Origin of the sequence: Hydrogenoanaerobacterium sp. (genome assembly GCF_032017025.1) — a bacterium.
Classification (GTDB): Bacteria; Bacillota; Clostridia; order Oscillospirales; family Ruminococcaceae; genus Hydrogenoanaerobacterium.
Genome location: NZ_DALZQO010000014.1, coordinates 22,861 through 47,313 on the forward strand (window position 1 = coordinate 22,861; position 24,453 = coordinate 47,313).

Below are 24,453 nucleotides of genomic sequence, written 5' to 3' on the forward strand. Positions count from 1 at the left end.
AAGCATTTTATAGTGAAAAAGGAGGATTATAGAAATGGCAATTAATTCTTTGACGGGCTATAGCTCCACAAGCAATGGGCTTTCAGGCCTTGTCTCCGGTATGGATACTCAATCCATGGTCGATAAATTGCTTTCAGGAACACAATCGAAAATAGATAAGCAAAACGCGGCGAGACAGCAGCTTTTGTGGAAACAGGAAATTTACCGCGATGTAATTTCCAGTATCCACAACTTTCAAACTAATTTCTTTAGCTTCTCAAAGCCGGAAACCAACCTTCTGTCCCAAAAGTTCTTTAACAGTATGGCCGCTGCCTACAAGTCAGATGCGGTAAAAATTTCCGCCACCAATTCTGCGCAGGCGGGCAAACTTACCATAAACAGCATCAAGCAGCTTGCCTCGGCTTACAAACAGACATCTACGCACCCGGTAACCGGTGAGCTGAGCGGTACAGTTAGTACAGATAAGTTTCAAGAAATTAGAGATATGAAACGAAAAATAACCATCAATGTCGGCGATACGACGGAAAGCATTGAGTTTTCGGGGGGCAGCAATGAAGCTGTTGTAGCTGACATCAATGCAAAAATTGCAGCAAATACCGAATTGAATGGTAAAGTCACGGCTAAACTAAGCGGCGGAAAACTGGTGCTCGAAGCAACAGATGCCAGCCAGTCGGTCAAGGTGAGCGGCTCTGCCGAAAATTTAGAAGTTCTCGGCTTGAAGGACGGGCAGTCCGGTACCGGTAGTATCAGCGGCACAATTGATCTTTCGAAGGCCGCGCCGAAAATCAAAGTAATTTTGGATGGTGTGGAAAAAACCATAGAATTAAGCGATGCGGCGGTAAAAGACAAAGATGGTAATACTCTTGTGGCAGGTACAGCCGCAGCAATAGCAGAAAACCTAAAAAACTCCATTACCAAAGCATTTGGCAACGGAATAGACGTTAAGTACGACGGTGGGAAAATCACGCTCAGCACCACTGGCAGCAGGCAGGTGACCGTCTCCGGCGCAGGAGGCTCCGCGGGGCTTGCTGTATTGGGTCTGAAGGAAGGTCAGTCCAATAAAACCAACCTGAATATGAAGTTGGGCGATATCAATTTTGGTCAAAAACTGCAGGGCAGCACCTTTAGTTTTACCATTAACGGAACAAAAATTGAAGCCACCAAGAACGACACACTTTCTTCGGTAATAAACCGCATCAACTCCAGCCAGGCAGGGGTAACGGTTTCTTATTCTTCTCTGCAAGATAGCTTTACCATGGAATCAAAAACAATGGGTGAGGGTGTAAAAATTGACATGGAGCAGGATGTCGGTAATCTGCTGACGGTCATGTTTGGTCAGAGTAGCAGCGGCAGTGCACTGGGCGTACCGATGAGAAACCCAAATATCCATGCAGAAAATAGCGTTAACATGCCCGCCGATTTAAAAACAGGCGAGTTCCGCCTCAATATAAATGGGCGAGATATTACCGTTAAGCTGCCGGAAAAAGAGGATGGCTCTGATTACACCGCGGAGGAGGCAGTTGCCCACATCAACGAAGAGCTCAAAAGCATAGCAGGCGTTGATAAAAATGGCAATGCAAATATTGGGCTGAGCCTAGATGCGGGCAAAGTCAGTTTAAAATCTGCTGAGGGATTTAACGTAACATTTTCTCAAGCGAATGTAGATGATGCTGCGTTTACAAAAGCACTGGGCTTTGCCGCGGGTCAAAATCAGCGTGTTACAGATACAACATCAATGAGTGATCTGGGGTTAACGTCCGGTAGCATACAAATTGGTGGAACAGCAATCAATTTGAGCAGCTATACAACTTTTGCCGATTTTAAGACTGCTTTGGATAACGCTGCTAAGGGAGCCGGCGGCTCTGTAGTGTTCGATGAACAGACGGGCGTACTGGGCATTATGGGTACAACGTCACAGTTTACAGTGGAAGGTAACGATGATGCTGGCAAGGCGGCGATGGAGAAACTTTTCGGCGTTGATCAAATGGTGCTTAACAGCACCGCGCTTTCCAGCCCTCTCGAAACTCAAGGTGAAAACGCAATTCTTACGGTAAACGGGCAAGAAATTGTACGTAACACCAACAGCTTTACCATTGATGGGCTAAATATTGAGCTAGTGGAGAAATTTAACGAGGCGAAAGACCCAAATCAAAAAATTGAGGTTAACACCACGCGTGATACCGAGCAAACTTATAAGGGCATTGAGAGCTTCGTCAACGAGTACAACAAACTAATCGACAAGCTCAATAAGCTCATAGATGAGGATAACGAATACAGCAAGTATCCGCCCCTCACCGCAGCCCAGAAAAAAGAAATGAGCGAAAAAGAGGTTGAGCTGTGGGAGGAGAAATCTAAAACCGGTCTTGTTCGTAAAGATTCAATTATTTCGAGCATTCTCGGTGATATGCGCATGGCGCTGTTCCAAAAGCCGGATGATGCTAAGTTTGCTCTATACGAAATCGGAATCAGCACCTCAAACAACTGGAAGGATAAGGGCAAACTGGTAATCAGTGACCCCGAGGCGCTTAAGCTTGCGCTATCAACCGATCCATCGGAAGTAGAAAAGCTGTTTACAGATACAAACAAAGGTTTGGCGGCAACAGTCAACGACATCATGGAAAAAGCCACGAAGGCAAACAGTGGTTCACCCGGTTCTCTGGTATCGCTTGCAGGTATCAAGGGGGCGACGCTTGATAAAAACAGCTCGTTGGATAAACAGCTGAAAGACATCGATGATAAAATTGCAAACCTGAAAAGAACTTATGAAACCGAGAAAACAAGATATTGGAAGCAGTTTAATGCAATGGAACAAATGATTTCTAATATGAACCAGCAGAGCTCATGGCTTATGCAACAGTTTGCTTCCTAAAACGAGGTGAAGATTTTTTATGGTAAATCCTTATGAAAAATACAAAGAACAGTCGATTATGACTATGACGCAAGGCGAAATGGTAGTGCGGCTGTACGAAGAGGTTATCAACCAGCTGAGCAGGGCGATTATTTGTATTGGTGAAAAGGATATTGAGGGCAGCAACATCTCTTTGCAAAAATCCCAAAGAATCATCAATTATCTGAAATCGACATTGAATTACAATTACGAAGTTTCGGGTAATCTTTCAAACCTGTACGATTTCTTCAACGAACAGATTATCAAAAGTAACATTAAAAAAGATGTTCAGCCAATTGACCAAATTCTTCCCTTAATTTCTGAATTAAAAGATACCTTCGCACAGGGCGAAAGGCTTTCGCGTATGCAGCAATAAGCTGTGTAAAGATTAATTGCCTATCAAAAAAGTTCTGCTGATGCAGAACTTTTTTGTATTTTCATTAATTTTTGTAGGAATGTGTCGATAAAAGGATTGAAGATAATTATAAAAATCCGAAAAGAATTCGGGGAGGATAGATTATGAAACGATATTTAGCTTTCTTCTTGGCACTGGTTTTGCTGTTTACCGTTCCCGAAGCAGCTTTTGTTACAATGGCAGCCCCTGCTTCGGCGGTGCCCGAGGTGAAGTTTGTGGGCAGCGAATCTGCTACTGCCGCCGACGTAATCGAGGGTAACGGGGCCGAGGTGTCTATCGGCACGTCTACTCAATATACCCTTGGCTCACCACCGTTTATCATTCAAGGCATGGGCGGTACGGCAGCGGCAGAGAACATTACTTACAACAACGCTACCAAAAGCTTTAGCACAAAAGAGGGAGCGGCAGGCACAAAACCCGAGGGCATGGAAAGGATGGAATCATATTCCATAACAGCAAACTTCTTTGCCATTACTGCGACGGGTACCGCCTTGGAAAGCTGGAACGATGGAGCCATGGCGGTTGATGTAACAAGCGAAAGCCGTATGGCGATTTTGGAAAAGAGTAGTATTAAAATTAAGGCAGATAGCGATGAAAAAGAAGGCAATGTAAGGTTTTCAGTCGTAGGCACCCCTACCGGTGCTTTTTCGCGGTATAAAGATGGTGCAACGATTTCAGGCCAAAGGGCAACAGGCGGCAAAGACCCCAGGCCGCTGGAGGTGAACTTTTGGGACGGCAGCAGTGAAGGGCAAAAAACCGACATCAAGCTGCTGGTTTACACCAAGCAAGGCACTATCATACCCGACAGCGTTCCCGAGAAAAAAGAATATAAAGTAACCGCAGGAACCACCTACGAAATTGTGTTCAGCACTGCACCCTCTAGCCCCATGATTATGCGTGTATGGAGTGCAAAAGCTGCCGCATCGCAGCTTGCTAAAGCAGTGGTAAACGATGTAACAAAAAGCAAGTACGTGATCCTCACCAATAAAAGTGATGATTACAACTGGATTACCACTGAGTTTAAGTTGGCAACCGAGGTACCGTACTTCGGTGCAAAGTTTGATATCGATTGGGTGTGGGAGTGGGATCAGAATGACCCGTATGGTTCTGCGGCCATCGAAAAAATTGATAACGACGGCAGTACCGATGACCAAAATAAAACCATAAAAACAACAAGAGCAAAAGTACATAAGCAGGAATCTGACGTAAAAGGCATACTAAAAGCAAAGATCACTTGCCTGATTGATGGAAAGCCCGTTGCGGACAGTGTAACAGAGGCAGAGGTTCCTATCACTGTAAAGGGTAAGGGGCGGCCTGCCTACATCAAGCTGCTGACCCAGCAGGTGGGCGGCAAAGACCCAACTAACATTGCTCCCACAGAAGGGGCATCGAATAAAATTGAAAACATCCCCAAAAACATGGATGTTTACGATAACTCGGTGACCGGTGCAACGGAAACAACCAACCTGCCTTACCGCTTTTATTCCACCATGTATATGGGCGAGAAAAATGCGGCGGCAGAATATGTTATCATTCACGCGGATGACCCCAACGTTCTGAAAATTTTTATGGATGGACAGCCCGCTGCCTATGCCTACAATACAAAGGTGAACAACCCCAACCCTAAAGGCGTTGGCAGTATAGACCTTGAATTTGTAGCAGCGAAAGAGGGCAGTACCCGTATTTTCTTTGATTTTTATTGCAAAGGCAACGGCGGACGTATTGAGAAATACCAAACCATTGAAACTCCCATCATTTCGGTGCAGGACACTACTCCGCGTAAGGACGCTACGCTTGCATCTCTGACACTGCGTCGAAACAATGACAAGTTGTTTGGGCTGATTGCGGGTGAGGAGTATGATTACGGCTTTAAGCCCGAAACCACACAGTATAAGTTTGAGGTACCCTTTCGTGATACAGCTAAAATTACACTGGTGCCTGTATTGAATGATAAAAAGGCAAAGAAAACAATAGAAGTTGAGATTGTGGCTGTTGATGGCACAAAGCAAACATCAGAAGTGGAAAGCGGCAAGCCAATCACGGTGAACCTGCCCGACGAGGGTGATACCGCAACGGTGCGCATTACGACCACTGCTCAAAACCCTTCGATTAAAATGATCTACAAGCTGGAAATTACAAGGGCATATAAAAGTATAGACTCTACGCTCAAGGATCTGAAAATCTCGAACAGCAAGGACACCGCGCAGAAAAACTTACTGACGGGCTTTAAAGGCAGCCAGACAAGCTATGAGCTTTCCGTACCATACAGTGTGAAGCAGGTGCGGGTACAAGCCACCCCCAACTTTATTGAGGCAAAGGCTGAAATTATAAGCCCCGAACCAAAAAAGCAGAACATACTGAGCAGCACAGCCGATTTAATAGACCTTGGCTACGGTGAGGGCGTCAACCCTACAGACATTAAGGTTAAGGTAACGGCTGAAAACGAAGCTTATGCAACCGAGTACTCAGTTGCCGTGCGCCGGCTTGATCCAAGTACAATTGCTACGCTCGATAGTCTCATCATCACCGATAATGCGGAAAACCCCATCACCTTTACCCCAAAGTTTAATAAAGATACCTTGGTGTATGAGATGCAAATCCCTTATGCAGTAGACTCAATTAAGGTGAAGGCAAAGCCGACTGACGCTAATGTCAGCTCCATCAAGGTGCGTGATGTTTACAAGAGCGATGATGAAACCAAACAGTGGGTTGATCTGAAATCCGATGTGCTTTCGGCAAAAATCCTCGTAGACAGCACTACGGACGAAAAGCCTGTGTTCAATATTCCCATCAAGGTTACTGCGGAAGATGAGAAAACTGAAGTAATCTACGAGCTGGAAATTACCAGAGAAAAACCCAGTGACGAAGCGTCGCTTACCTCGCTGGATATCGTAGACCAGAACAAAAAGGTTATTGAATACGATTTCTACCCCGATACCATGCAATACACCATTCCGGTTGCATACGAATCGGAAAGTGTCATGTTTACCCCAAAGGCGGCTTTTTACGCACCGTACGAAATTACAATCAACGGCAAAAAAATTAAGAACGGGCAGCAAAGCTATGCGTTTAAACTAGGTAAGCACCCGGAGGTTACCAGGTTTGAAGTTAAGGTTACCGCTGAGGACAAGACCACAATCAAAACCTACGTGATAGAAATTGCAAGAGCGAAACCCAGTGCAGATAATCTTCTCAAAAGCCTGTCGATTACGGGGCTCAAGGAGTTTAAGCCGATCTTCGTTCCCAGTAAGCAGAGCTATAAAGGAATCATCGCAGATGGCGGAAAATCGGTTGTCGTAACCGCTACTGCCAACCACCCGTATGCCATTATCAAGATTAACGGTAAAAAGGCCGAGAGCGGAAAACCGTTTGACGCCATTGATGTGGTTGAAGTGGACAGCACAATAAACATTGAGGTTATTGCGCAAAACGGCACGGACAAGCGCAGCTACGACGTCAAGCTGACGAACGAGAACCTGATTGATAAGAGCAGCAATGCCGATTTGAGAAGCCTTGAAGTAAAAGATGGATATATGTCACCGGAATTTAAGCCGTCTATCTCCACCTATGAGGTTTCGGTTAAAGATGAAACCTCGTTTGTTGACATTATTCCGAGCGCAGCAGACAGATTGGCAAAGGTGCGGGTGCTTTCGGGTACGAAAGAAATCGGCGATGAGTACGGAGATTATTCTGAGGCGATTACAAACGGTGAGAACAATTTCACAGTGGAAGTCACTTCGCCCGATAAAACCACAGTAAAAAAATATTACATTAATGTTTTTCGCGGAGATGAGGAAAAGCAGGGCTTGCTAAAACCGATTACTCCGGATATAATTGATTTCAAAGGTTCCGACAATATTGTGGTAGATATTTCAAAATATGCCATGGTATCCGCAGATGTGTTTAACGAACTGAAAAAGTACCCGAACAAGGTCATTACCTTTGTGGGCAACGATTATTCCCTCCAGTTTAAAGCACGAGATATCAAAAAAATAATCCCGCATGAAAAGGTGTACGATTTCTCAATGTTGTTCACTTCGCCCGATGAGGAAGCGATCTATGATTTGATGAGGGAGAAATCGGCAAACGACAAGCTGGAGCCGGTGATGATCTACTTTAAGCATCATGGTGAGCTGCCTGCGCCGACGACCTTTACCCTAAGCCTTGGGCAGAAGTACAAGAACAAAAAGCTGTATTGGCACTACTACAATAAAGAACGCGACAGAATCGACTATTATGGCTATTTCAACACCAATTCTAAAGGTACGTTTGCCATAAAACTGGACCATTTTTCGACTTATTTTATTACAATTAAAATTGTAGTTGGCTCCGAAGACAAGAGTGGGGCAAACGGTGCTATGGGCGGAGGCAATTTAGGCCTTGTCGACCGTGTGAATCCCGATACCGGTGAGATGCATAGGCGGTACGGGATAGGGGGAGATAAGCCATGAGAAAAGTATTGGTTTCGATTCTGGTTGTAGTAGTTGTTGCTGGTCTGGCGGTGGGGGGGTACCTTTTGATGGGCAACCTCCCGACATCTGCCGAACAGCCTGCCGAGCCGGCAAGTGTTGTGTTTGCAGACGTGCGTGGGCCGATGCTGCCAACCGGCTCTCAGGCAGACACCAGCTTTTATGAGGTCACGCTCGCTCTGCAGCATGCTACCAGCCAAAACGAGGACACGGTTGGCTGGCTCCAGATTCCCAACACCGACATTAACAACAGTGTTCTGCAATCAAACAACAACATGTATTATCTGCGGCGGAATGAGAAAAAAGAAGATGACATCTACGGATGCTATTTCACAGATTATGCATCTGAATTTGAAAGCAGAGATGCGCTTTCCGCCAATACCGTTATTTATGGGCACAGTGACCTGAAGGATAACCCCGAAGGTCCCCGTTTTTCACAGCTTTTTCGTTTTACACAAAAGGAATTCGCGGAAAAGAACCGCACGGTTTATTTTTCGATTGACGGTGAGCAGATGCAATGGCAGATTTTTGCAGCATTCTACACCGACCTGGACTTTAATTACATTACCCCCGATATGGATAGCGGCGCTTTAATTGCGATGGCCAACGAGGCAAAGGTGCGGTCTCTTTACGATTATGGTGTTTCTGTCTATCCCAATGATAAGGTACTTACCCTTTCTACCTGCAGCGTCAAATACGGCGACCGACGAGACCAGCGCTTTGTTCTTATGGCAAAGCTGCTGCCTGCCGATGGTGCACCTGAGCAAGCAGTAGAACTAAAAGAAAATCCAAGCCCGAAGCAGCCTGTGTTTGCTTCGGCCACATAAAGGAGGAAGGTCAATTGCTGTACAACAATATGGAGTTTAAAGCAATGCAAAGCAGTCTGGACGCTCTTTGGATGAAGCAGAGGGTCATCAGCGATAACATTGCAAACTATGAAACCCCGGGCTATAAGGCCAAGGCTGTAACATTCCAAAATGTTCTCAGCGACGCCGTTAAGTCACAAAGCGGAAAGAACGAATACCATTTTCAGGCGACCGTTTCAACCGATACCACAACATCTGTGCGCCCGGATGGTAATAACGTCAATATGGAAAAAGAAACAATTGAACTGTGGAAGAGCTATGCGCAATATTCTTATCTCACACAGAAAATCAGCGGGCAGTTCAGTAACATTCGTTATGTGCTCAATCAGGCAATGAAATAAGGAGTGAAAGCAATGGCATTTCTCAATTCGCTTAATATTGCGGGTTCTGCGCTTACCGCAGAACGTTTTCGCACCGATATTATTCTTCAAAACTTGGCAAACAGCACCACGACCAGAACCGAAAACGGTGAGCCCTACCGCAGAAAACAGGTTGTGTTTGAGGAGCGTGGAATGACTTTTGAACAGAACCTCAAACAGGAACTGAACAAAGCAAATTCGGGTGGTGTTCGGGTTGCACAGGTTGTAGAAAGCCAAAATCCGTTTACCCCCGTTTATGACCCTACCCATCCGCATGCAAATGAAGATGGCTACGTTATGATGCCAAATGTAAATACGGCGGAGGAGCAGGTTGATTTAATGGCTGCAACAAGAGCGTATGAAGCAAATGCTACTGCGCTAAATGTTGTAAAGGCGATGGCGCTTAAGGCGCTGGAAATCGGTAAATAAAGAAGAGGCAAAATAAAAAGCAGATAACAAGCTGATGTTGTTATCTGCTTTTATTTGTATAAATTATGTTTAGAAGGAAAAATTTTATCCAAATTTTTATTATCGTTTACAGCTTTAAGCTTTTTGCTAGAAAATGATATAATTATTTGTTAAAAATTGTATTTAGCAATAATTTTCGTAAAACTATCGTAAAAAATGCGTTAATTCTACAATAATTCTAAAATTTAGAAGAAAATATGCTGAAATAGTAAAATTTATTTACAATTTATTATTAATTTTTTCGACAAATATTGACACATATTAGATTCTGGTTTATAATCAACAGTAGTAATGATATTATATTTTAAAACCATGCATTGATTCTGGAAAGTTATACAAATTTGATGATGTTTCCATAAGTCTTCTATTGACGGACAGTTACCCCGGTTTATTTAGTGGCATAGCAGAAAACCAATTAAAAAAATGTGAAAAAGGCAGGATTAACGAAAGTTAATTGCGCAAAGCTATAGGGTCTAAGTTCTTAGGAATATGACAGCCAGTTACCATAATTTTTAACATATGCAATTTTGCATATGTTGATAGTGGTATGCGCTGTTTTAAATAAAGGAACTTACCTTTTATCTGCTTAAAAAATATTAAGGATAATAGGTGGAAATATGAAAAAGAATAGATATTACATTTGACAAAGTTGATTATTACAGCGATAAGACGTTTTATTACTGTAGTGACAACTTTTTTATATGTCTTTTTTTAATGAACACTTTTTATTACTTCAATACGGAGGAATCGTTATGTTTATCGTACCAATCTCTCAAATGCCCGCTATTGCTCCTATCGAAAAAAGCGCGGTGCAGGCAGCTCGACCTGAAGCCAACACAGGAATGCCCTTTAAACAAATATTTGAAGAAGCGGTCGATAACCTGCGCGAAACTCAGGCTCAATCCAATGAGGATGCTTATCGCCTTGCAATGGGGCAGGCAGACGACCTGCACAATATTATGATAAACTCGGAAAAAGCGGCAACAGCGCTGGAGCTTACTGTTCAGCTTACATCAAGAGCGGTCGCGGCGTATAACGAAATCATGAGAATGCAGATATAGTTTTATAGCTTTCGTTCTCAGCATTTTTTGTTTACAGCGGATGATGTTCTAAAAATATAATTGATAGTTTGGGTGAAATATGGTTGAACAAGTAAAAAAGGGAATTCAGTCAACGAAAGAATACTGGACAAAACAGACGAAAAAGAAACAAATAATTATTGGCGGCACTGCTGCCGGAATTATACTTTTTGCAGTTGTTGTAGCTGTTTTGATTAATTTGGCAAATGTTTCCTATAGCATCTTGTATCCGGGGATGAACCCCGAAGAAAGTGCAGAGGTTTTTGCCGCATTACAAAGCAGGTCCATTCCCGTACAACGCAATGCGGCGGGCGAGGTGTTGGTTCCGAGCGACCAAGTTGGCAATGCAATGTTGGATATGTCGGCACTGGGGTACCCAAAAACCACACTTCCGTTTGATATTTTTTCAAACAATGCCGGTTTCACAACAACAGAATTTGAGAAGAAGCAGTATCTGCTGATGAATCTGCAGGATCGAATCGAAAGAACTTTAAAGCAGATGAATGGTGTGAAAAATGCGGTTGTCACACTGAATGTTCCGCAGGAAAGCACCTACGTTTGGGACGAGAAGACGACGAAAAGCACAGGTTCTGTTTCTTTAAGTCTGCTTCCGGGGTACAACATGTCACCGGAAAAGGTATCTGCACTTAAGAACCTTGTGGCCTCCAGTGTGCCGCAACTCCTTCCGGAGGATGTAACGATTATCGATTCTGCTACAATGAAGGAGATTCCCTCGGCTGAAGAAAGTGCCAGTAGCAGCCTGTTAGGGTTGGAGCGGCTGGGCTTTGAAGCGGAAGTGGAAAAGAAGCTGGAAGAAAAAATCCTCAAAGTGCTTTCGCTAGGTTACGGGCCCGACGACATTATGGTCGCTGCCACCGTTGTCATCGATTATGATCGAATGATTACCGAAAACATGCAGTATGTTCCCGAAGCAAACGGAAACGGCATCAAGGAACATGAAAATGAGCAATACGCTATGGATAAGGACAAGGTGGCACAGGGGATTCCGGGGGAAGAAAACAATACCGATATTCCGGAATACGTCGATCAAGACGGTGACGGAACGTTGGATTATATCGACTACACAAAAGATGTAGATTATTTGGTGAGCTACATAAAGCAGCAGATTGAAAAAGACTATGCTCAGCTGAAAACAGCATCTGTTGCTGTTACCGTGAAAGATGCAAACCTCACCCCACAAAAGAAAGAGGCTTTGGTTGAAACAGCCTCAAAGGCTACCAACATTGCCCCTGAGAATATCTCTGTAAACAACTTTATAATAGATAACGGCAATGCGGTACCCGCGGGCGGCGGGGCGATTACCCGAATACTGCAGTCGAAACCGTTCTGGATTGCAGGAGCAGTCGCAATTCTTACCCTCATAATTGTGTTGATACTCCTTCTCACCCGCAAGAAGAAAGTTGTTGAAGAAGAGGATGAAACCCAACCAGAGATTGAAATGCCGAAAGTAGACGTTTCGGCAATGCAGAAAGAAATTGATGAGCACCGCAAGAATCTGCGGGAGCAGGCACAGGCATTCAGCTCTATGGATAATGCAATATCCGATGAGGTGCGTGAATTTGCGAAAAACAATCCCGAAATTACGGCAACGTTGATTCGAGCATGGCTGAAGGAGGGCGAATAGCTGTGGCACTACGAACACAATCTTCTATCGAAAAAGCAGCAGCTGTCGTCATTGCACTGGGCGCAGAAAACGCTTCAAAGGTTTATAAATACCTACATGAAGACGAAATAGAAATGCTCTCTCTCGAAATTTCCAAAATGAGCACCTTGCCTGCGGATGATATGAAAGAGATCATTGAAGATTTCTACGGACTTTGCGTTACCCAAAAGGTTATGACCGAGGGCGGTGTAGAATACGCGCGGGACGTACTGGAAAAAGCGTTTGGACAGCAGCAGGCACTTTCACTGATGGAGCGCGTGTCAAAGTCTTTACGTACAAAAGCATTCAACTTTATCCGCAAGGCAGACTACAAAAGCCTTATGAATATTATTCAAAACGAACATCCGCAAACAATTGCATTGCTTTTATCCTATGCAAGGGCAGACCAGGCATCTATGATTATTTCAGAGCTGTCTAAGGACAGGCGAATTGATGTAGTGGAGAGAATTGCAAAGCTCGACAGAGCGTCTCCTGAGATCATCAACCTTGTTGAGCGAGAGCTGGAGAAAAAATTTGCCGCAATTGTTTCGGTGGATCTGATGGAGATTGGCGGACTCAACTATGTGGCTGATATTATGAACCACGTAGACCGCGGTACCGAAAAGAATATCTTTGATGAGCTAAACAACAAGGACCCGCAGCTTGCCGAGGATGTCAGAAAGCTGATGTTTGTTTTCGAAGATATCACATTCCTCGACAGTATGTCGATTCAGCGGTTTATCAGGGAGATCGATACCAAAGATCTGGCGGTTGCGCTCAAGGCGGCAAATCCCGATGTATCAGCAGTTATCTTCCAGAATATGTCCAAGAGAATGCAGGAGTCTATCCGTACCGATATGGAGTATCTGCACAATGTAAGGCTGCGTGATGTAGAAGATGCACAGCAAAAGATTGTATCGATTATCCGCAAGCTGGAAGAGGAAGGCGAACTGGTAATCTCCAAGGGAGGAAAGGATGACATCATTGTCTAAGATTATTAAATCTGCCAATGCGTTTGAAGTTGAAAGTACGGTCATGCTCAGCGATGTGAGCATCCCAGCTCAAACCCCTGATATTTCGGGGCAAGAAGACGACGACTGTGCTGCAGAACAGAAAAGAGAAAGCTTAGATATTGATTTGCAGTTAGCCCAAGTAAAAACGATGGGCGAGGCAATTCTAAGCAGTGCAAAAATAGACGCGGACAGGCTTATGGCACAGACAATGGAAACCCTTAGTCAACAAAGAGAATCTATGCTGCGGGAGGTTACCGCGCAGGCAGAGAAAATTCGTTTGCGAGCGTATGAGCAAGGGCGGGCCGAAGGGATGCAAAATGGTCTGAACTCGTTCGATAATGAACTCACCCAAATTAATACCATGGTTTCACAGCTGCAAGATAAACAGGCAGAGCAGCTTGCGTTACTTGAAGACAGTGTAGCAACGTTCGCATTGGAAATTGCAGAAAAAATCTTAAACAAGCAAATTCAGCAAGATGAATGCGAAATGGAGGAACTGGTTCGGGCCGCAATAGCAGCAGGTAAAGAAAGAAACAACGTAACGGTTGAACTTTCTCAAGCAATGCCACAGCTAATTTCTTCGTTGCAGCAAAAGCTCTACGGTCTAAACACAAGTTGCGAAACGGTGGAGTTGCGGGCTGTAGATTTGCCCGCAGGCACCTGCCGAATTGAATCGCCGGATGGCATTGTAGATGCGTCTATCTGGGTTCAGCTGGAGAATTTAAAAGCACAATTGGAAGACATCGGGCAATAGAAATGCTGCCCAACAATTAACATACAAAGTGTGGTGATGGGATTTGGAACTTTCAAAGTTAAGGCAGGTTGTACAATCCGCCGACTTGTATACACGAATGGGGCGGATTGATAAAATTGTCGGAATGACTGTGGAGGCGACAGGTCCTGCCTGCAATATTGGCGATGTATGTCATATAGAGTATCAGGGCGGCACTTGTACCGCGCTTGCCGAGGTTGTCGGCTTTAAAGAGAACAAGGTGCTTCTCATGCCATATGAAGAGATTGAGGGCATCGGCTATGGTTGCCTTGTAAAAAACACAGGGGACAAGCTCAAAATTAAAATGAGCGATGACTTAATCGGCAGAACAGTAGACGCAATGGGAGTTCCCATTGATGGAGGCCCGCCGATTCAAGCGGAGAAATTCTATTCCATCAACGGTACTCGTTCCAACCCCATGGATCGCCCTAGAATCGATACAGTCATCCAAATGGGCGTCAAGGCGATAGACGGAATGCTCACGATTGGAAAAGGGCAGAGAATGGGTATCTTCGCCGGCAGCGGTGTGGGAAAAAGTACACTGATGGGTATGCTGGCTAAAAATGTAAAAGCAGATGTCAACGTAATTGCATTGGTGGGCGAAAGAAGCCGTGAGGTTGTGGAGTTCATCAAGCGAGACCTTGGTGAGGAAGGTGCAAAGCGCTCAGTGCTTGTGGTAGCAACCTCCGATCAGCCTGCCATGATGCGCTCAAAATGCGCTCTCACAGCCACGACGATTGCAGAGTATTTTAAAGATCAGGGCAAAGACGTATTGCTGATGATGGATTCCCTCACTCGTTTTGCAATGGCACAGCGTGAAATAGGGCTCAGCATTGGCGAACCACCCGTGGCACGCGGTTATACGCCATCCATCTACTCGGCAATGCCGAAGCTGCTGGAACGATCCGGCAATTTTGAGAAAGGCTCTATTACTGGAATTTACACAGTTTTGGTGGAGGGCGACGACTCAAACGAGCCTATTTCAGATACAGTACGCGGTATCATCGACGGGCATATTATGCTTTCGCGTAAGGTGGCAATGAAAAACCACTACCCCGCAATCGAGGTGCTTGCCAGTGTCAGCCGTTTGATGAATGATATTTCCGACCCGGAGCATAAGGCGGCGGCGGGAAAAATTCGCAGGCTGATGTCAATTTATGAGGCGAATGCCGATCTTATTTCCATCGGTGCTTACAAAAGCGGGTCAAACCCAGAGCTGGATTACGCCATCACCCGCATTGATGCAATCAATCAATTTTTGCAGCAAGGTGTGGATGAAAAATACAGCTTTGAAGAAACAGTAGAACAGATGAAACGCCTTGTTGAATAGGGGGAAAAGCAGTGAAAAAGTTTGAATTCTCACTCAGCAAAATGCTGAACTTTCGCGAGCAGCTGCTTGAGAAAGAAAAGAATGCTTTAAGCCAGCTTTTCATACAAAAAAATGCGCTCGATCATCATGTACAGAGCGTTACCGAGCAGCTTGAACAAGTTAGAACAAGGTTAGAGCAAAAGACACGCGAAGGCGTTATCATCAGTGAGCTAAGGTCGTTAACATTTACATTAGAGAACGGCAAAAAGCAGTTAAAGCAGCTGCAAAAAGATCAGGCACTATTGAATTCTTCGGTTGAGCTCCAGCGAAACGCAGTGGTGAAGGCCTCACAGCAGGTCTCCAAGCTGGAAAATCTTAAGGAAAAACAGTGGGAAGAATATCAATACACTTTAACAAAAGCGGAAGAGCTGCTTATTTCAGAGCATGTAGCCTCAACGTTGATTCGACAGGTCAACTCTTAAAAAAGTGGGCTTGTCCTTCATAAAATTAAAAATGATGAAGGAGGTGAAGAGGATGGAAGTGAATATGAACACGCAGGTTGTTACGGCAAGGGATATTGCAGCAGGCGCGGTGAGCCATGCAGGAGCGCAAGGAAGCGGCCAGGCTGGCGGCTTTTTGGAGTTGATGATGCAGCTTTGCGGCTCAGCAAAAAGCGGGCAGCAGGTAAACACGGTACAATCGCAAGAGGGTCTGCTTGCAGCGCTGAAGAAAAAACTCTCGCAAGAAACCTTAACCGATGACACGCTGCAGATGATTGCACAGATGCTGATGATGACCCCCGAATTTGCGGCAGAAAACCTGCAGCTAGCGGGCGATTTACCGGCATTGGTAGAACAGATTACCGCAATGGGTGTGGATGTGCCGCAGCTGACGAATTTACTCAGCAAACAGGAACAGCTTACACCCGAAATGCTTACCTTGCTTGAATCGCTACAGTCACAACAAGACATGCCTGCATTTACGGCGGTGAAAAATGAAGCACAAGCCACACAAACTCAAGATGTACTAACGGGACAAAGTGAGTTTCAAACCGCGGTGCTAAAGGCACAGTCTATGATGGGTGGTAAACCTACTGCTCAAGCGATAAAAGAAGAAACACCTGTGAACATTGAGACCTTGCAGAAGGATGTAGAGTCGGGCAAATACCTAGGTGCGGCAGCGGCAGTACAGCCAAACGGTATCAGTGAAAACTCGTTTGTCAAACAGCTTGATACGCAAACGGTATCCCCGCAGAACGTTCTTGAACAAGTGAAAACAGGTATAGAACAGGGCGTTAAATCCGGTGCAAACGAGTTTGTCATTAAGCTAAAGCCCGAGGGCTTGGGCGAAATCACGGTACATATGGTGTCAACGGGTGGTAAAATTGCACTGAACATTGTTACATCCACAGCGCAGACAGAAAAATTGCTTAACAGCGAACTAATTAATCTGAGAAGTATTCTTCGGCCGATGAATGCAGAGGTTCAGCAAATCAGCAACCAAAACAGCCATTCGTTTGATTCGGCAACCTATCACCAGAGTTTGTTCCAGCAGCAACAGCAAAGTGCTTATTCCAACCGTGGCGGCAGAAACTTCCTGCCTTACGGGCAGTTTGAAGCGCAAGAGGAAAACAGTTATGTACCGCAGCAAAGCTACATAGCCGGTACATCGGCACTCGATCAGTATATCTAACTAGCATAGAAAATTTTCAGGAAGGAGGAAGACAATGGGTTATGACAGCATCAGTGGGGTTGGAAACAACAGCTACAGAACCAATCAAACAAGCGGCGGGCAGACGATTGACGCAGTTTACGGAGATGCAAAAGACAAACAAATTTCAGTCGATAATTTTTTGCAGCTTATGATCGCCCAGCTTAAAAATCAGGATTTTACAAACCCTGTGGATGATACCCAGTATGTCACACAGCTTGCGCAGTTTGCCACCATGCAGCAGATGCAGGAGTTGGCATATCATTCGAAATCCAACTTTATGATGTCACTGGTTGGCAAGGATGTTACCGTTGCAAAGCTTTCTATCGGCGGAAACGTAAATAAGGTAATTGGCCCGGTAGAGAGGATTTCTTTTGTAGGCAACGAATTTAAAATCTATGTCGCCGGAAAAGAATACAGTGTTGACCAGCTGATGGAGGTTCACGGAACATCATCAGACGGCAGTGATAAGCCTCAGGTAGATCCGTCGAAATACACAATTCTTCCGAAAAACAAAACAGACACAACAATCGACCTTGCGTGGCCGGTGCCAACATCGGACGAGGTGATTGCTTCTAAGCTGAAATACACCGTCTATTATTCAACCGGTTCGGCGTTCGACACAGTAGACGAGGTAAAAGCGGGTATACGCTTTGGTTCTTCTGAGCGTGGCGGTTTAACAAGCGAGACTATCACAGGGCTTGAGCCGGATACCACCTACTTTATCAATGTTGTGGTAAAAGACGGCAACGGCAAGGAAACAGTTTATCAAAAAACAACTGTAACCACCAAACCGCAGGGCGAGTAGCAGGATAGGAGGCAGAAGTGGGCATGGATCCTCTTTTTTACAACCGATTTTCTGTCCCTGTCGTTACGGGTACTCCTCAGGTTCCGGCATCTCAAGAAAAAAAGACACAGGCAACAGGTCAAATAGAGGAAGTATCCTTTCGAGATATCCTGCAGCAGCAGATCAGGGCAAACAGCAATCTGGAATTTTCAAAGCATGCAGTAAACAGAGTGGTACAGCGCAATATTGACATCTCTGAAAGCAAAATGGCGCGCCTGAACGAGGGTGTGCGTATGGCAGAGGAGAAGGGGCTGAATGAGCCATTAATTCTTGTAGACTCCACAGCGTTTATTGTAAATGTAAAAAACAATACAGTGATTACAACTGTAAGCAGCAATGACTTAAAGGGAAATATATTCACCAATATCGACGGTACCGTAATTATTTAGCCGGACCTTTTTAGGAAGCTAAAACTTCATCTTGACTGACTGAAAGATGAAACGGTATTCAAAAAAAGGAGAGTAACAGTATGGTTCGTTCCATGTATTCGGGCGTATCGGGCATGAAAGCCCATCAAACCAGAATGGACGTTATCGGTAATAACATCGCAAACGTGAATACATATGGTTTTAAAGCAAGCAGAGCGTCCTTTAAGGATGTTTACTATCAGACAATGAGCGGTGCGTCGGGCGGCACGGCAGTGCGCGGCGGTACCAACCCAAGCCAGGTTGGTTATGGCTCTAAAATTGGCAGCGTAGATGTTCTGCAGACAAGATCAACCCTGCAGATGACCGACAATGGTATGGACGCGGCAATCGCAGGTGAGGGCTTCTTCCAGGTACAGGATACCGATGGCAACATTTTTTATACCAGAGCAGGTATGCTGAACGTTGACTCGGCAGGCAACCTTGTAGATTCCAACGGTAACTTTGTACTGGGTGTATCGGGCAACCCGCTTGGTAAATCGCCCTCCAACGAAAAAATCCAACTTATGATTCCGTCGGTTCCCCCTACACCCGCAAATGTGCAGGAAACAATCAATGGTGTTAAATTTACATTCTCCGCACAGAACTCCACCAAAGACGGTAACGTTACCTTCAACTTTATGTTAGACGACAGCCTGCCCGGCGGTGTTGACGTCAGCGTACAAAAGGATGAGATGTCATCTTCTTCCATTACGGTTCGTGTCAACAAGAACAGTGTTTTCACCAGTATGGAGGATTTCACAGCGAAAATGAATGCCGCTATCACCGAGGCCAACGGCGGCAAGCCTCACCCGGGCGGAGATTTTTCAATCACTACCGACCCAGCCACCGGGTTGTTCCCCGTAGACGGGCTCACAGGTGCAGAGCTCATCGGCAAAGACTTTGACGTAAAGATGGGCAGCCTCACAGGTATCCCCAATACCGGAATTTTTGGCGGTATGAAGTTTAAAGGCACCAGCACCAGCCCAATGTTTGATTCTGACAGTGATCTTACATTTGCGTCAACCTATGTCACTCCCGGTACTGCAACTGACCCCGAGGGCTGGAAAATTACCGCAACAGATGCCGCCGGTAAAGTCTATACAGGCCATGTCACCACATTGATGACCGGTGCCGGATCTGTACGCATGAAGGCGGCAGATGGCACTTATCTGGACATGACTCATCCCGGTTTAACGGCGATGAATGCAGCATACAACACGGAGGAAGGTACCCCCGGCGCCGATATGGCTAACGGTAACGCCTTTGATGCGCTTGTAGATGCAATCACTGCAAAACCTGCTCAGAAATCCAACGACCTCGGTCTTATGAGCAAGCCGATCATGCTGTCAAAGGGTACCGAGGGCGGCTCGCAGACCGTAGCGGATCTTTCCAGTATCGCAATCGGTGCAGACGGTGTTATCGAAGGCGTTCATCCCGTACATGGCAGGCTTCAGCTCGGCAGGCTTGATATCGTTACCTTCGAGAACCCGCAGGGACTTGAGCAGGTGGGTAACTCTTACTTCTCTTCTACAGGCAACTCGGGAACAGCCAACTACTGTCAGCCCGGTTCCTCCGGCTCGGGCGCGCTGGCGGCCGGCTCGCTGGAGATGTCCAACGTTGACCTATCCAGAGAGTTTTCCGATATGATCATCACGCAGAGGGGTTTCCAGGCAAACTCCAGACTAATCACAGTATCCGACGAAATGCTCAATGAGCTGGTTAACTTAAAACGATAATACATACCTACAGCAGGCGGCAGCGGCGCACTGCGTCGCTGCTGCAGGTCATTGGAAAAGCAGCTTTTCCAATGACCTGCAGCAGCGAAAATCTTGATTTACAAAGCTAAAATTACCGATGAGGAGAATGTGAATATGATTACTCTAACCAAGCTTAATAAAGATCTATTTGTTTTAAACTGCGACCTTATCGAGAGCATAGCTGAGAATCCTGATACTACCATTACTCTTACAGGAGGTAAAATTTTTATTGTGCGTGAGTCAATGCAAGAGGTTGTGCAAAAGGTTGTTGATTACCGTAAAGAAACGTTTGGTAATTTTATAAAAATGATTCTTAAGTAATTTACTATAAAAAGACAATTGAGCAGTAAAGGATGAGAGCAGTTATGGATTTTATGTCTATTATAGGTTTAATACTCAGTTTCGCTTTGGTCGTTTTTGGTATGGTGTTCGATCAGGACGCAATGCAGGTTGTATGGGGCAATCTTGGGGCTTTCATTGATTACCCAAGTATGGCAATCACCTTTGGCGGTACGATTGCTGTTATGATGATGTCCTTCCCACTCAGCAGCTTTAAAAAAGTCGGAAAGCACCTGAAAATAATTTTCTTTCCAAACAAATACAATCCGCTCCACTTTATTGATCAGATTGTTGAGTTTGCAAAGGAAGCAAGAATGAAGGGGCTGCTTTCGCTGGAGGACAAACTCAATGAAACAGATGATTTGTTTTTACGTAACAGCCTAATGCTGGTAGTGGATTCGGTGGAGCCGGAAAAGGTAAAAAATTTGCTTGAGTCAGAACTTGAATACCTGGATGAGCGCCATGCGCAGGATAGAGCCTTTTACGACAAAGGTGCTGCATATGCCCCTGCGTTTGGTATGATTGGTACTCTGATCGGTCTTGTGCTTATGCTTGGTTCACTTGAGGACGTAAGTGCGGTAGGTTCTGGTATGGCCGTTGCACTGATAACCACCTTTTATGGTTCAATGCTTGCAAATATAATTTTCTTACCAATTTCTAATAAGCTTAAGGTACGCCATGAAGAAGAATATCTTTGTAAAATGATTATTGTTGAGGGTGTACAGGCGATTCAAGCGGGTGAAAACCCAAAATTTATTAAAGAAAAATTAACCAAATTCTTGCCCGCTTCAATTATGAAAAAGAGCAAAGGTGAATCAGATGTGGAGGACGACGTACCACTTCAGAAGAATGTTAAAGTTAAAAGAGGGCGCTAAAAATAACCTTGCCGATACCGGCGTAAAGGTGGTGTGAAAGATATGGCAAGAAAACAACGTGAAGAAGAAAAAACGGACGGGTGGCTGAATACCTACGCGGACATGGTAACTCTTGTTCTTACCTTTTTTGTCCTGCTATTTACGATGTCCTCAGTGCAGGAGGAAAAATTTGAGCAGCTTATTAAAGTATTTCAAGATCGCATGGGTACTGCGACGCAAATTGTATATCAAAATGACGAAAACGGCGGCGAGTTTTCACCGGGAAGCACCTCCGAAGAGCCGTTTAAGGCAAACGGTGACGGCATGATAGAGGAAACCACGGGCTTGCCTGCTACCTTTGACGAGCTGTATGAATATTTGAAAAGTTATGTGCGTGAAAACAATCTTGAATCCGATATAGATGTTCAGAGAAATGAGAATTTTGTCTATATTCGTTTTAACAACAATATCTTTTTTGATGCGGACAGTGCGCAGCTGCGTCATGCCAGTGTGGATATTCTGAATTATCTCGGCGATTGCTTCAAGAGTATAGAGAAAGACATCCTTGCTATCCGCATCAATGGGCATACCGCGGCGGTTCCGGGTGTTGAAAACTATAAGGTTAACGACAGAATTTTGTCCTCTGACCGCGCGAACAATGTAGCAATTTATTTTGAGGATGTTAAAATGATTGAGCCTCAAAAGCTGATCTCACAGGGCTACGGAAAGAATCAACCGATTGCAGAAAATGATACTGCAGAGGGAAGAGAGAAAAACCGGCGCGTGGATATGATGATCCTCAGCAATAACTTTAACATTGCTAATTCCGGTATTACAGATACCGAGGAATTATATAACTTCTTACAGGGTAACTACGACATCAGTATGTACAACGACCCTCTCACGCCCGCAAATATTATTATTCCCACTGAAGGGGAGGAATTAGCAGCTGATGACGGCGCAAATGAAGAAAGTCAGCAGAATTAACTACACTACCGTAAGGATGTGACACAGGAAAATGCCTGAAATCTTATCACAAAGCCAGATTGACGCATTGCTGACGAATCTGGGTAAAGGCGAGCCCATTAGTCCGCAAGAGTCTTCTGCAGGGGGAAGGCGGATTAAGGAGTACGACTTTAAGTCCCCTAAAAAATTTACCAAAGAGCGGCTTAGAACGTTGGAAAGCATGCACGAAAATCTGGCGCGCTCAATCACCTCATATTTTACTAGTATGCTTAGGGAATACTGTGAAGTCAGTGTGCTGCAAATTGAGGAGCAACGATATTTCGAGTACAGCAATGCTCTTCCGGATATCGCCTTAGTCGGCCTGATTGATCTGAACCCTCTCGATCCTAATATTAGTGAGACAACACTGACTATGGATATGTCCACCACAATCGGCTTTTTTATGATTGACCGTTTGCTGGGCGGCGCTGGTGAAGGTTACAACCTGGACAGAGAATTTACCGACATTGAAAAGACAATATTGGCCTATGTCTATGAAAAATTTGCGCATTATGTTGAGGAAGCTTGGGGCACTTCAATTGATGCGAAAGCGAGTTTCCGGGGATTGGAGACAAACTCGCGATTGCTTCAGGTTAATGCACAGGAGGACATTGTTGTTATTGTTGTGCTCAATGCAAAAATCAGAAATGTCACAGGAAAAATCAGCATTTGTATTCCTGCAACCAGTTTGGAAGAAATGTCAGACAGCTTTAGCTCCAAATATACGCGTTCAACCCGTAAGATGGATGCGGATAAAGAGAAACAGAGAAAGCAAGTCATTATGAATTCCATTATGCATTCTGACTTGGAGCTGAAAGCACGGCTTCATGAGTTTGAGCTGGGTATGCACGATGTCTTACAGCTCCAGGTAGGGGATATTATTCCGCTGAATAAAAATATTAACAGTGATATTCAGGTGTTGGTGGAGGACGTGCCGTGGTTTACGGCAAAGCTAGGCAAGATAAAGACCAGAAAAGCTGTTAAAGTGAATAAATTTATGTAAGAACGGGAGGAGTTGTGGATATGGAAATTCCGCAGACTCATTTGTCTGAATTGGAAACAGATGCGATTGGTGAAATCTTAAATATCAGTATGGGTTCAGCAGCGACAGCAATGTCAACTATGCTCGATAAAAAAGTGGACATTACAACGCCAAAAGTATCAGTAAAGCCCTTAAAAGAAATCGATTATACTGAACTGGAACCCGCAATGATTGTAAAAATCACCTATATTGAGGGGATATCCGGTTGCAGCGTCATGGTATTCCGCCAACGGGATATGCAGCTGCTTTTAAACCAACTGATGGGAAACAACGATCTGCCCCAGCCGGATTTTGAATTCGATGAGTTATCTATGAGTGCAGCATGCGAAGTTATGAATCAAATGATGGGTGCATCTGCGACGGCTCTTTCAACATTCCTCGGAAAATCAATTAATATCTCCACTCCGGACGCATATGTCATGGATGATGATCACACCTTTAAAGACGCGATCGGAGTAGAGAATACCGATGAAATTGTTGCGGTTCGATTCCGCCTGAGCATTGACGAAATTATGGACAGTGAGTTTATTAATGTAATGTCAATTGATCTGGCAAAAAGTTTGGTCGGTCAGTTTGTACAGCCGGTACAGCCAAAGGTTGAGGCCCAGCCGCAGCCTGCACCGCAACCGCCCCAACCGCAATACCCACAACCACCACCGCAAGCTCCCGTACAGCAGGCCCCTGTGGCTGCACAAGCTATGCCGCCGCAGCAAGGGCAGTCTTTCTATGCTGAAAACCCTTATTATGCCCCGCCGCAAATGCAAAATGGGTATCCGATGATGGGCTATCCGCAGGGAGGCTACCCCATGTATCCCAACAATCCCACAATGCCTGTGAACCAGCCCCCTGTTAATGTGCAGGGTATTCAAGTTCCACAGTTTTCTACGCAGGCCCCTGTTTCACCCACAGGAATGCCCGGTGGAAATATGGATCTGATTATGAATGTTCCGTTGGGTGTTTCGGTTGAAATCGGTAAAACCAAACGCAAGGTAAAAGAGATTTTAGATTTCACTCAGGGAACAGTCATTGAGCTGGAAAAACAAGCAGGTGCACCGGTTGATATTATTGTCAACGGGCAGCTGATTGCACGAGGCGACGTGGTGGTTCTGGAAGATAACTTTGGCGTTCGTATTACCGAAATTTTAAACACCAGGGATATCCTGGCCAACAATGAGCAGAACTGATTTATTTT

Annotated in this window: 21 protein-coding genes and 1 riboswitch; all 21 genes read left to right on the forward strand. The window is 45.0% G+C overall.

The window, feature by feature from the left end; all coding sequences use genetic code 11:
• Positions 1-34 precede the first annotated feature (34 nt).
• The 21 genes from fliD to fliY all read left to right on the forward strand — a co-directional run bounded on the left by fliD (position 35) and on the right by fliY (position 24,445).
• Positions 35-2,869, forward strand: coding sequence for a flagellar filament capping protein FliD (gene fliD / locus RTV33_RS09600; RefSeq protein ID WP_312643761.1), 2,835 nt, complete (start codon positions 35-37; stop codon positions 2,867-2,869).
• Positions 2,870-2,888: 19 nt separating this feature from the next.
• Positions 2,889-3,263 (forward strand): flagellar export chaperone FliS, encoded by a 375-nt coding sequence (fliS, locus tag RTV33_RS09605; protein ID WP_312643762.1) that lies wholly within the window; start codon positions 2,889-2,891, stop codon positions 3,261-3,263.
• A gap of 143 nt (positions 3,264-3,406) precedes the next feature.
• Positions 3,407-7,753, forward strand: coding sequence for a cadherin-like beta sandwich domain-containing protein (locus RTV33_RS09610; RefSeq protein ID WP_312643763.1), 4,347 nt, complete (start codon positions 3,407-3,409; stop codon positions 7,751-7,753).
• Entirely contained in the window at positions 7,750-8,598 is an 849-nt protein-coding gene (locus RTV33_RS09615) for a class B sortase (protein ID WP_312643764.1), read from the forward strand. The genes RTV33_RS09610 and RTV33_RS09615 overlap by 4 nt, the downstream gene beginning before the upstream one ends.
• 14 nt (positions 8,599-8,612) lie before the next feature.
• A complete protein-coding gene (gene flgB / locus RTV33_RS09620; RefSeq protein WP_312643766.1) occupies positions 8,613-8,978 on the forward strand; it encodes a flagellar basal body rod protein FlgB in 366 nt (121 codons plus the stop codon).
• A 12-nt stretch (positions 8,979-8,990) separates the two neighbouring features.
• Positions 8,991-9,425 (forward strand): flagellar basal body rod protein FlgC, encoded by a 435-nt coding sequence (flgC, locus tag RTV33_RS09625; protein WP_312643768.1) that lies wholly within the window; start codon positions 8,991-8,993, stop codon positions 9,423-9,425.
• Between the two features lie 462 nt (positions 9,426-9,887).
• Positions 9,888-9,972, forward strand: a riboswitch (cyclic di-GMP riboswitch).
• A 244-nt stretch (positions 9,973-10,216) separates the two neighbouring features.
• Entirely contained in the window at positions 10,217-10,525 is a 309-nt protein-coding gene (gene fliE / locus RTV33_RS09630) for a flagellar hook-basal body complex protein FliE (RefSeq protein ID WP_312643770.1), read from the forward strand.
• A 79-nt stretch (positions 10,526-10,604) separates the two neighbouring features.
• On the forward strand, positions 10,605-12,188 hold the full coding sequence (fliF, locus tag RTV33_RS09635; RefSeq protein WP_312643772.1) for a flagellar basal-body MS-ring/collar protein FliF: 1,584 nt from the start codon (positions 10,605-10,607) through the stop codon (positions 12,186-12,188).
• Positions 12,189-12,190: 2 nt separating this feature from the next.
• A complete protein-coding gene (fliG, locus tag RTV33_RS09640; RefSeq protein ID WP_396327275.1) occupies positions 12,191-13,198 on the forward strand; it encodes a flagellar motor switch protein FliG in 1,008 nt (335 codons plus the stop codon).
• Positions 13,182-13,973 (forward strand): FliH/SctL family protein, encoded by a 792-nt coding sequence (locus RTV33_RS09645; RefSeq protein WP_312643776.1) that lies wholly within the window; start codon positions 13,182-13,184, stop codon positions 13,971-13,973. Before fliG ends, RTV33_RS09645 begins: the two co-directional genes overlap by 17 nt.
• 43 nt (positions 13,974-14,016) lie before the next feature.
• A complete protein-coding gene (gene fliI / locus RTV33_RS09650; protein WP_312643777.1) occupies positions 14,017-15,321 on the forward strand; it encodes a flagellar protein export ATPase FliI in 1,305 nt (434 codons plus the stop codon).
• Positions 15,322-15,332: 11 nt separating this feature from the next.
• Entirely contained in the window at positions 15,333-15,782 is a 450-nt protein-coding gene (locus RTV33_RS09655) for a flagellar FliJ family protein (protein ID WP_312643779.1), read from the forward strand.
• Between the two features lie 52 nt (positions 15,783-15,834).
• The gene (locus RTV33_RS09660) at positions 15,835-16,992 is read left to right on the forward strand and encodes a flagellar hook-length control protein FliK (RefSeq protein ID WP_312643781.1); all 1,158 of its coding nucleotides are present in this window, start codon (positions 15,835-15,837) and stop codon (positions 16,990-16,992) included.
• A gap of 34 nt (positions 16,993-17,026) precedes the next feature.
• On the forward strand, positions 17,027-17,818 hold the full coding sequence (locus tag RTV33_RS09665; RefSeq protein WP_312643782.1) for a flagellar hook capping FlgD N-terminal domain-containing protein: 792 nt from the start codon (positions 17,027-17,029) through the stop codon (positions 17,816-17,818).
• A 23-nt stretch (positions 17,819-17,841) separates the two neighbouring features.
• Positions 17,842-18,246, forward strand: a complete 405-nt coding sequence (locus tag RTV33_RS09670) for a TIGR02530 family flagellar biosynthesis protein (RefSeq protein ID WP_312643784.1) — start codon at positions 17,842-17,844, stop codon at positions 18,244-18,246.
• A gap of 80 nt (positions 18,247-18,326) precedes the next feature.
• Positions 18,327-20,000, forward strand: coding sequence for a flagellar hook-basal body complex protein (locus RTV33_RS09675; protein ID WP_312643786.1), 1,674 nt, complete (start codon positions 18,327-18,329; stop codon positions 19,998-20,000).
• 135 nt (positions 20,001-20,135) lie between these two features.
• Positions 20,136-20,342, forward strand: coding sequence for a flagellar FlbD family protein (locus RTV33_RS09680; RefSeq protein ID WP_312643788.1), 207 nt, complete (start codon positions 20,136-20,138; stop codon positions 20,340-20,342).
• 44 nt (positions 20,343-20,386) lie between these two features.
• Complete coding sequence (locus RTV33_RS09685) at positions 20,387-21,235, forward strand: motility protein A (protein ID WP_312643791.1); 849 nt, start codon at positions 20,387-20,389, stop codon at positions 21,233-21,235.
• A gap of 42 nt (positions 21,236-21,277) precedes the next feature.
• Positions 21,278-22,201, forward strand: a complete 924-nt coding sequence (locus tag RTV33_RS09690; protein ID WP_312643793.1) for a flagellar motor protein MotB — start codon at positions 21,278-21,280, stop codon at positions 22,199-22,201.
• A gap of 31 nt (positions 22,202-22,232) precedes the next feature.
• Positions 22,233-23,222: a flagellar motor switch protein FliM gene (gene fliM, locus RTV33_RS09695; RefSeq protein ID WP_312643795.1), complete on the forward strand. Its 990-nt coding sequence runs from the start codon at positions 22,233-22,235 to the stop codon at positions 23,220-23,222.
• Positions 23,223-23,242: 20 nt separating this feature from the next.
• The gene (fliY, locus tag RTV33_RS09700; protein WP_312643797.1) at positions 23,243-24,445 is read left to right on the forward strand and encodes a flagellar motor switch phosphatase FliY; all 1,203 of its coding nucleotides are present in this window, start codon (positions 23,243-23,245) and stop codon (positions 24,443-24,445) included.
• The last annotated feature ends 8 nt before the right edge of the window (positions 24,446-24,453 follow it).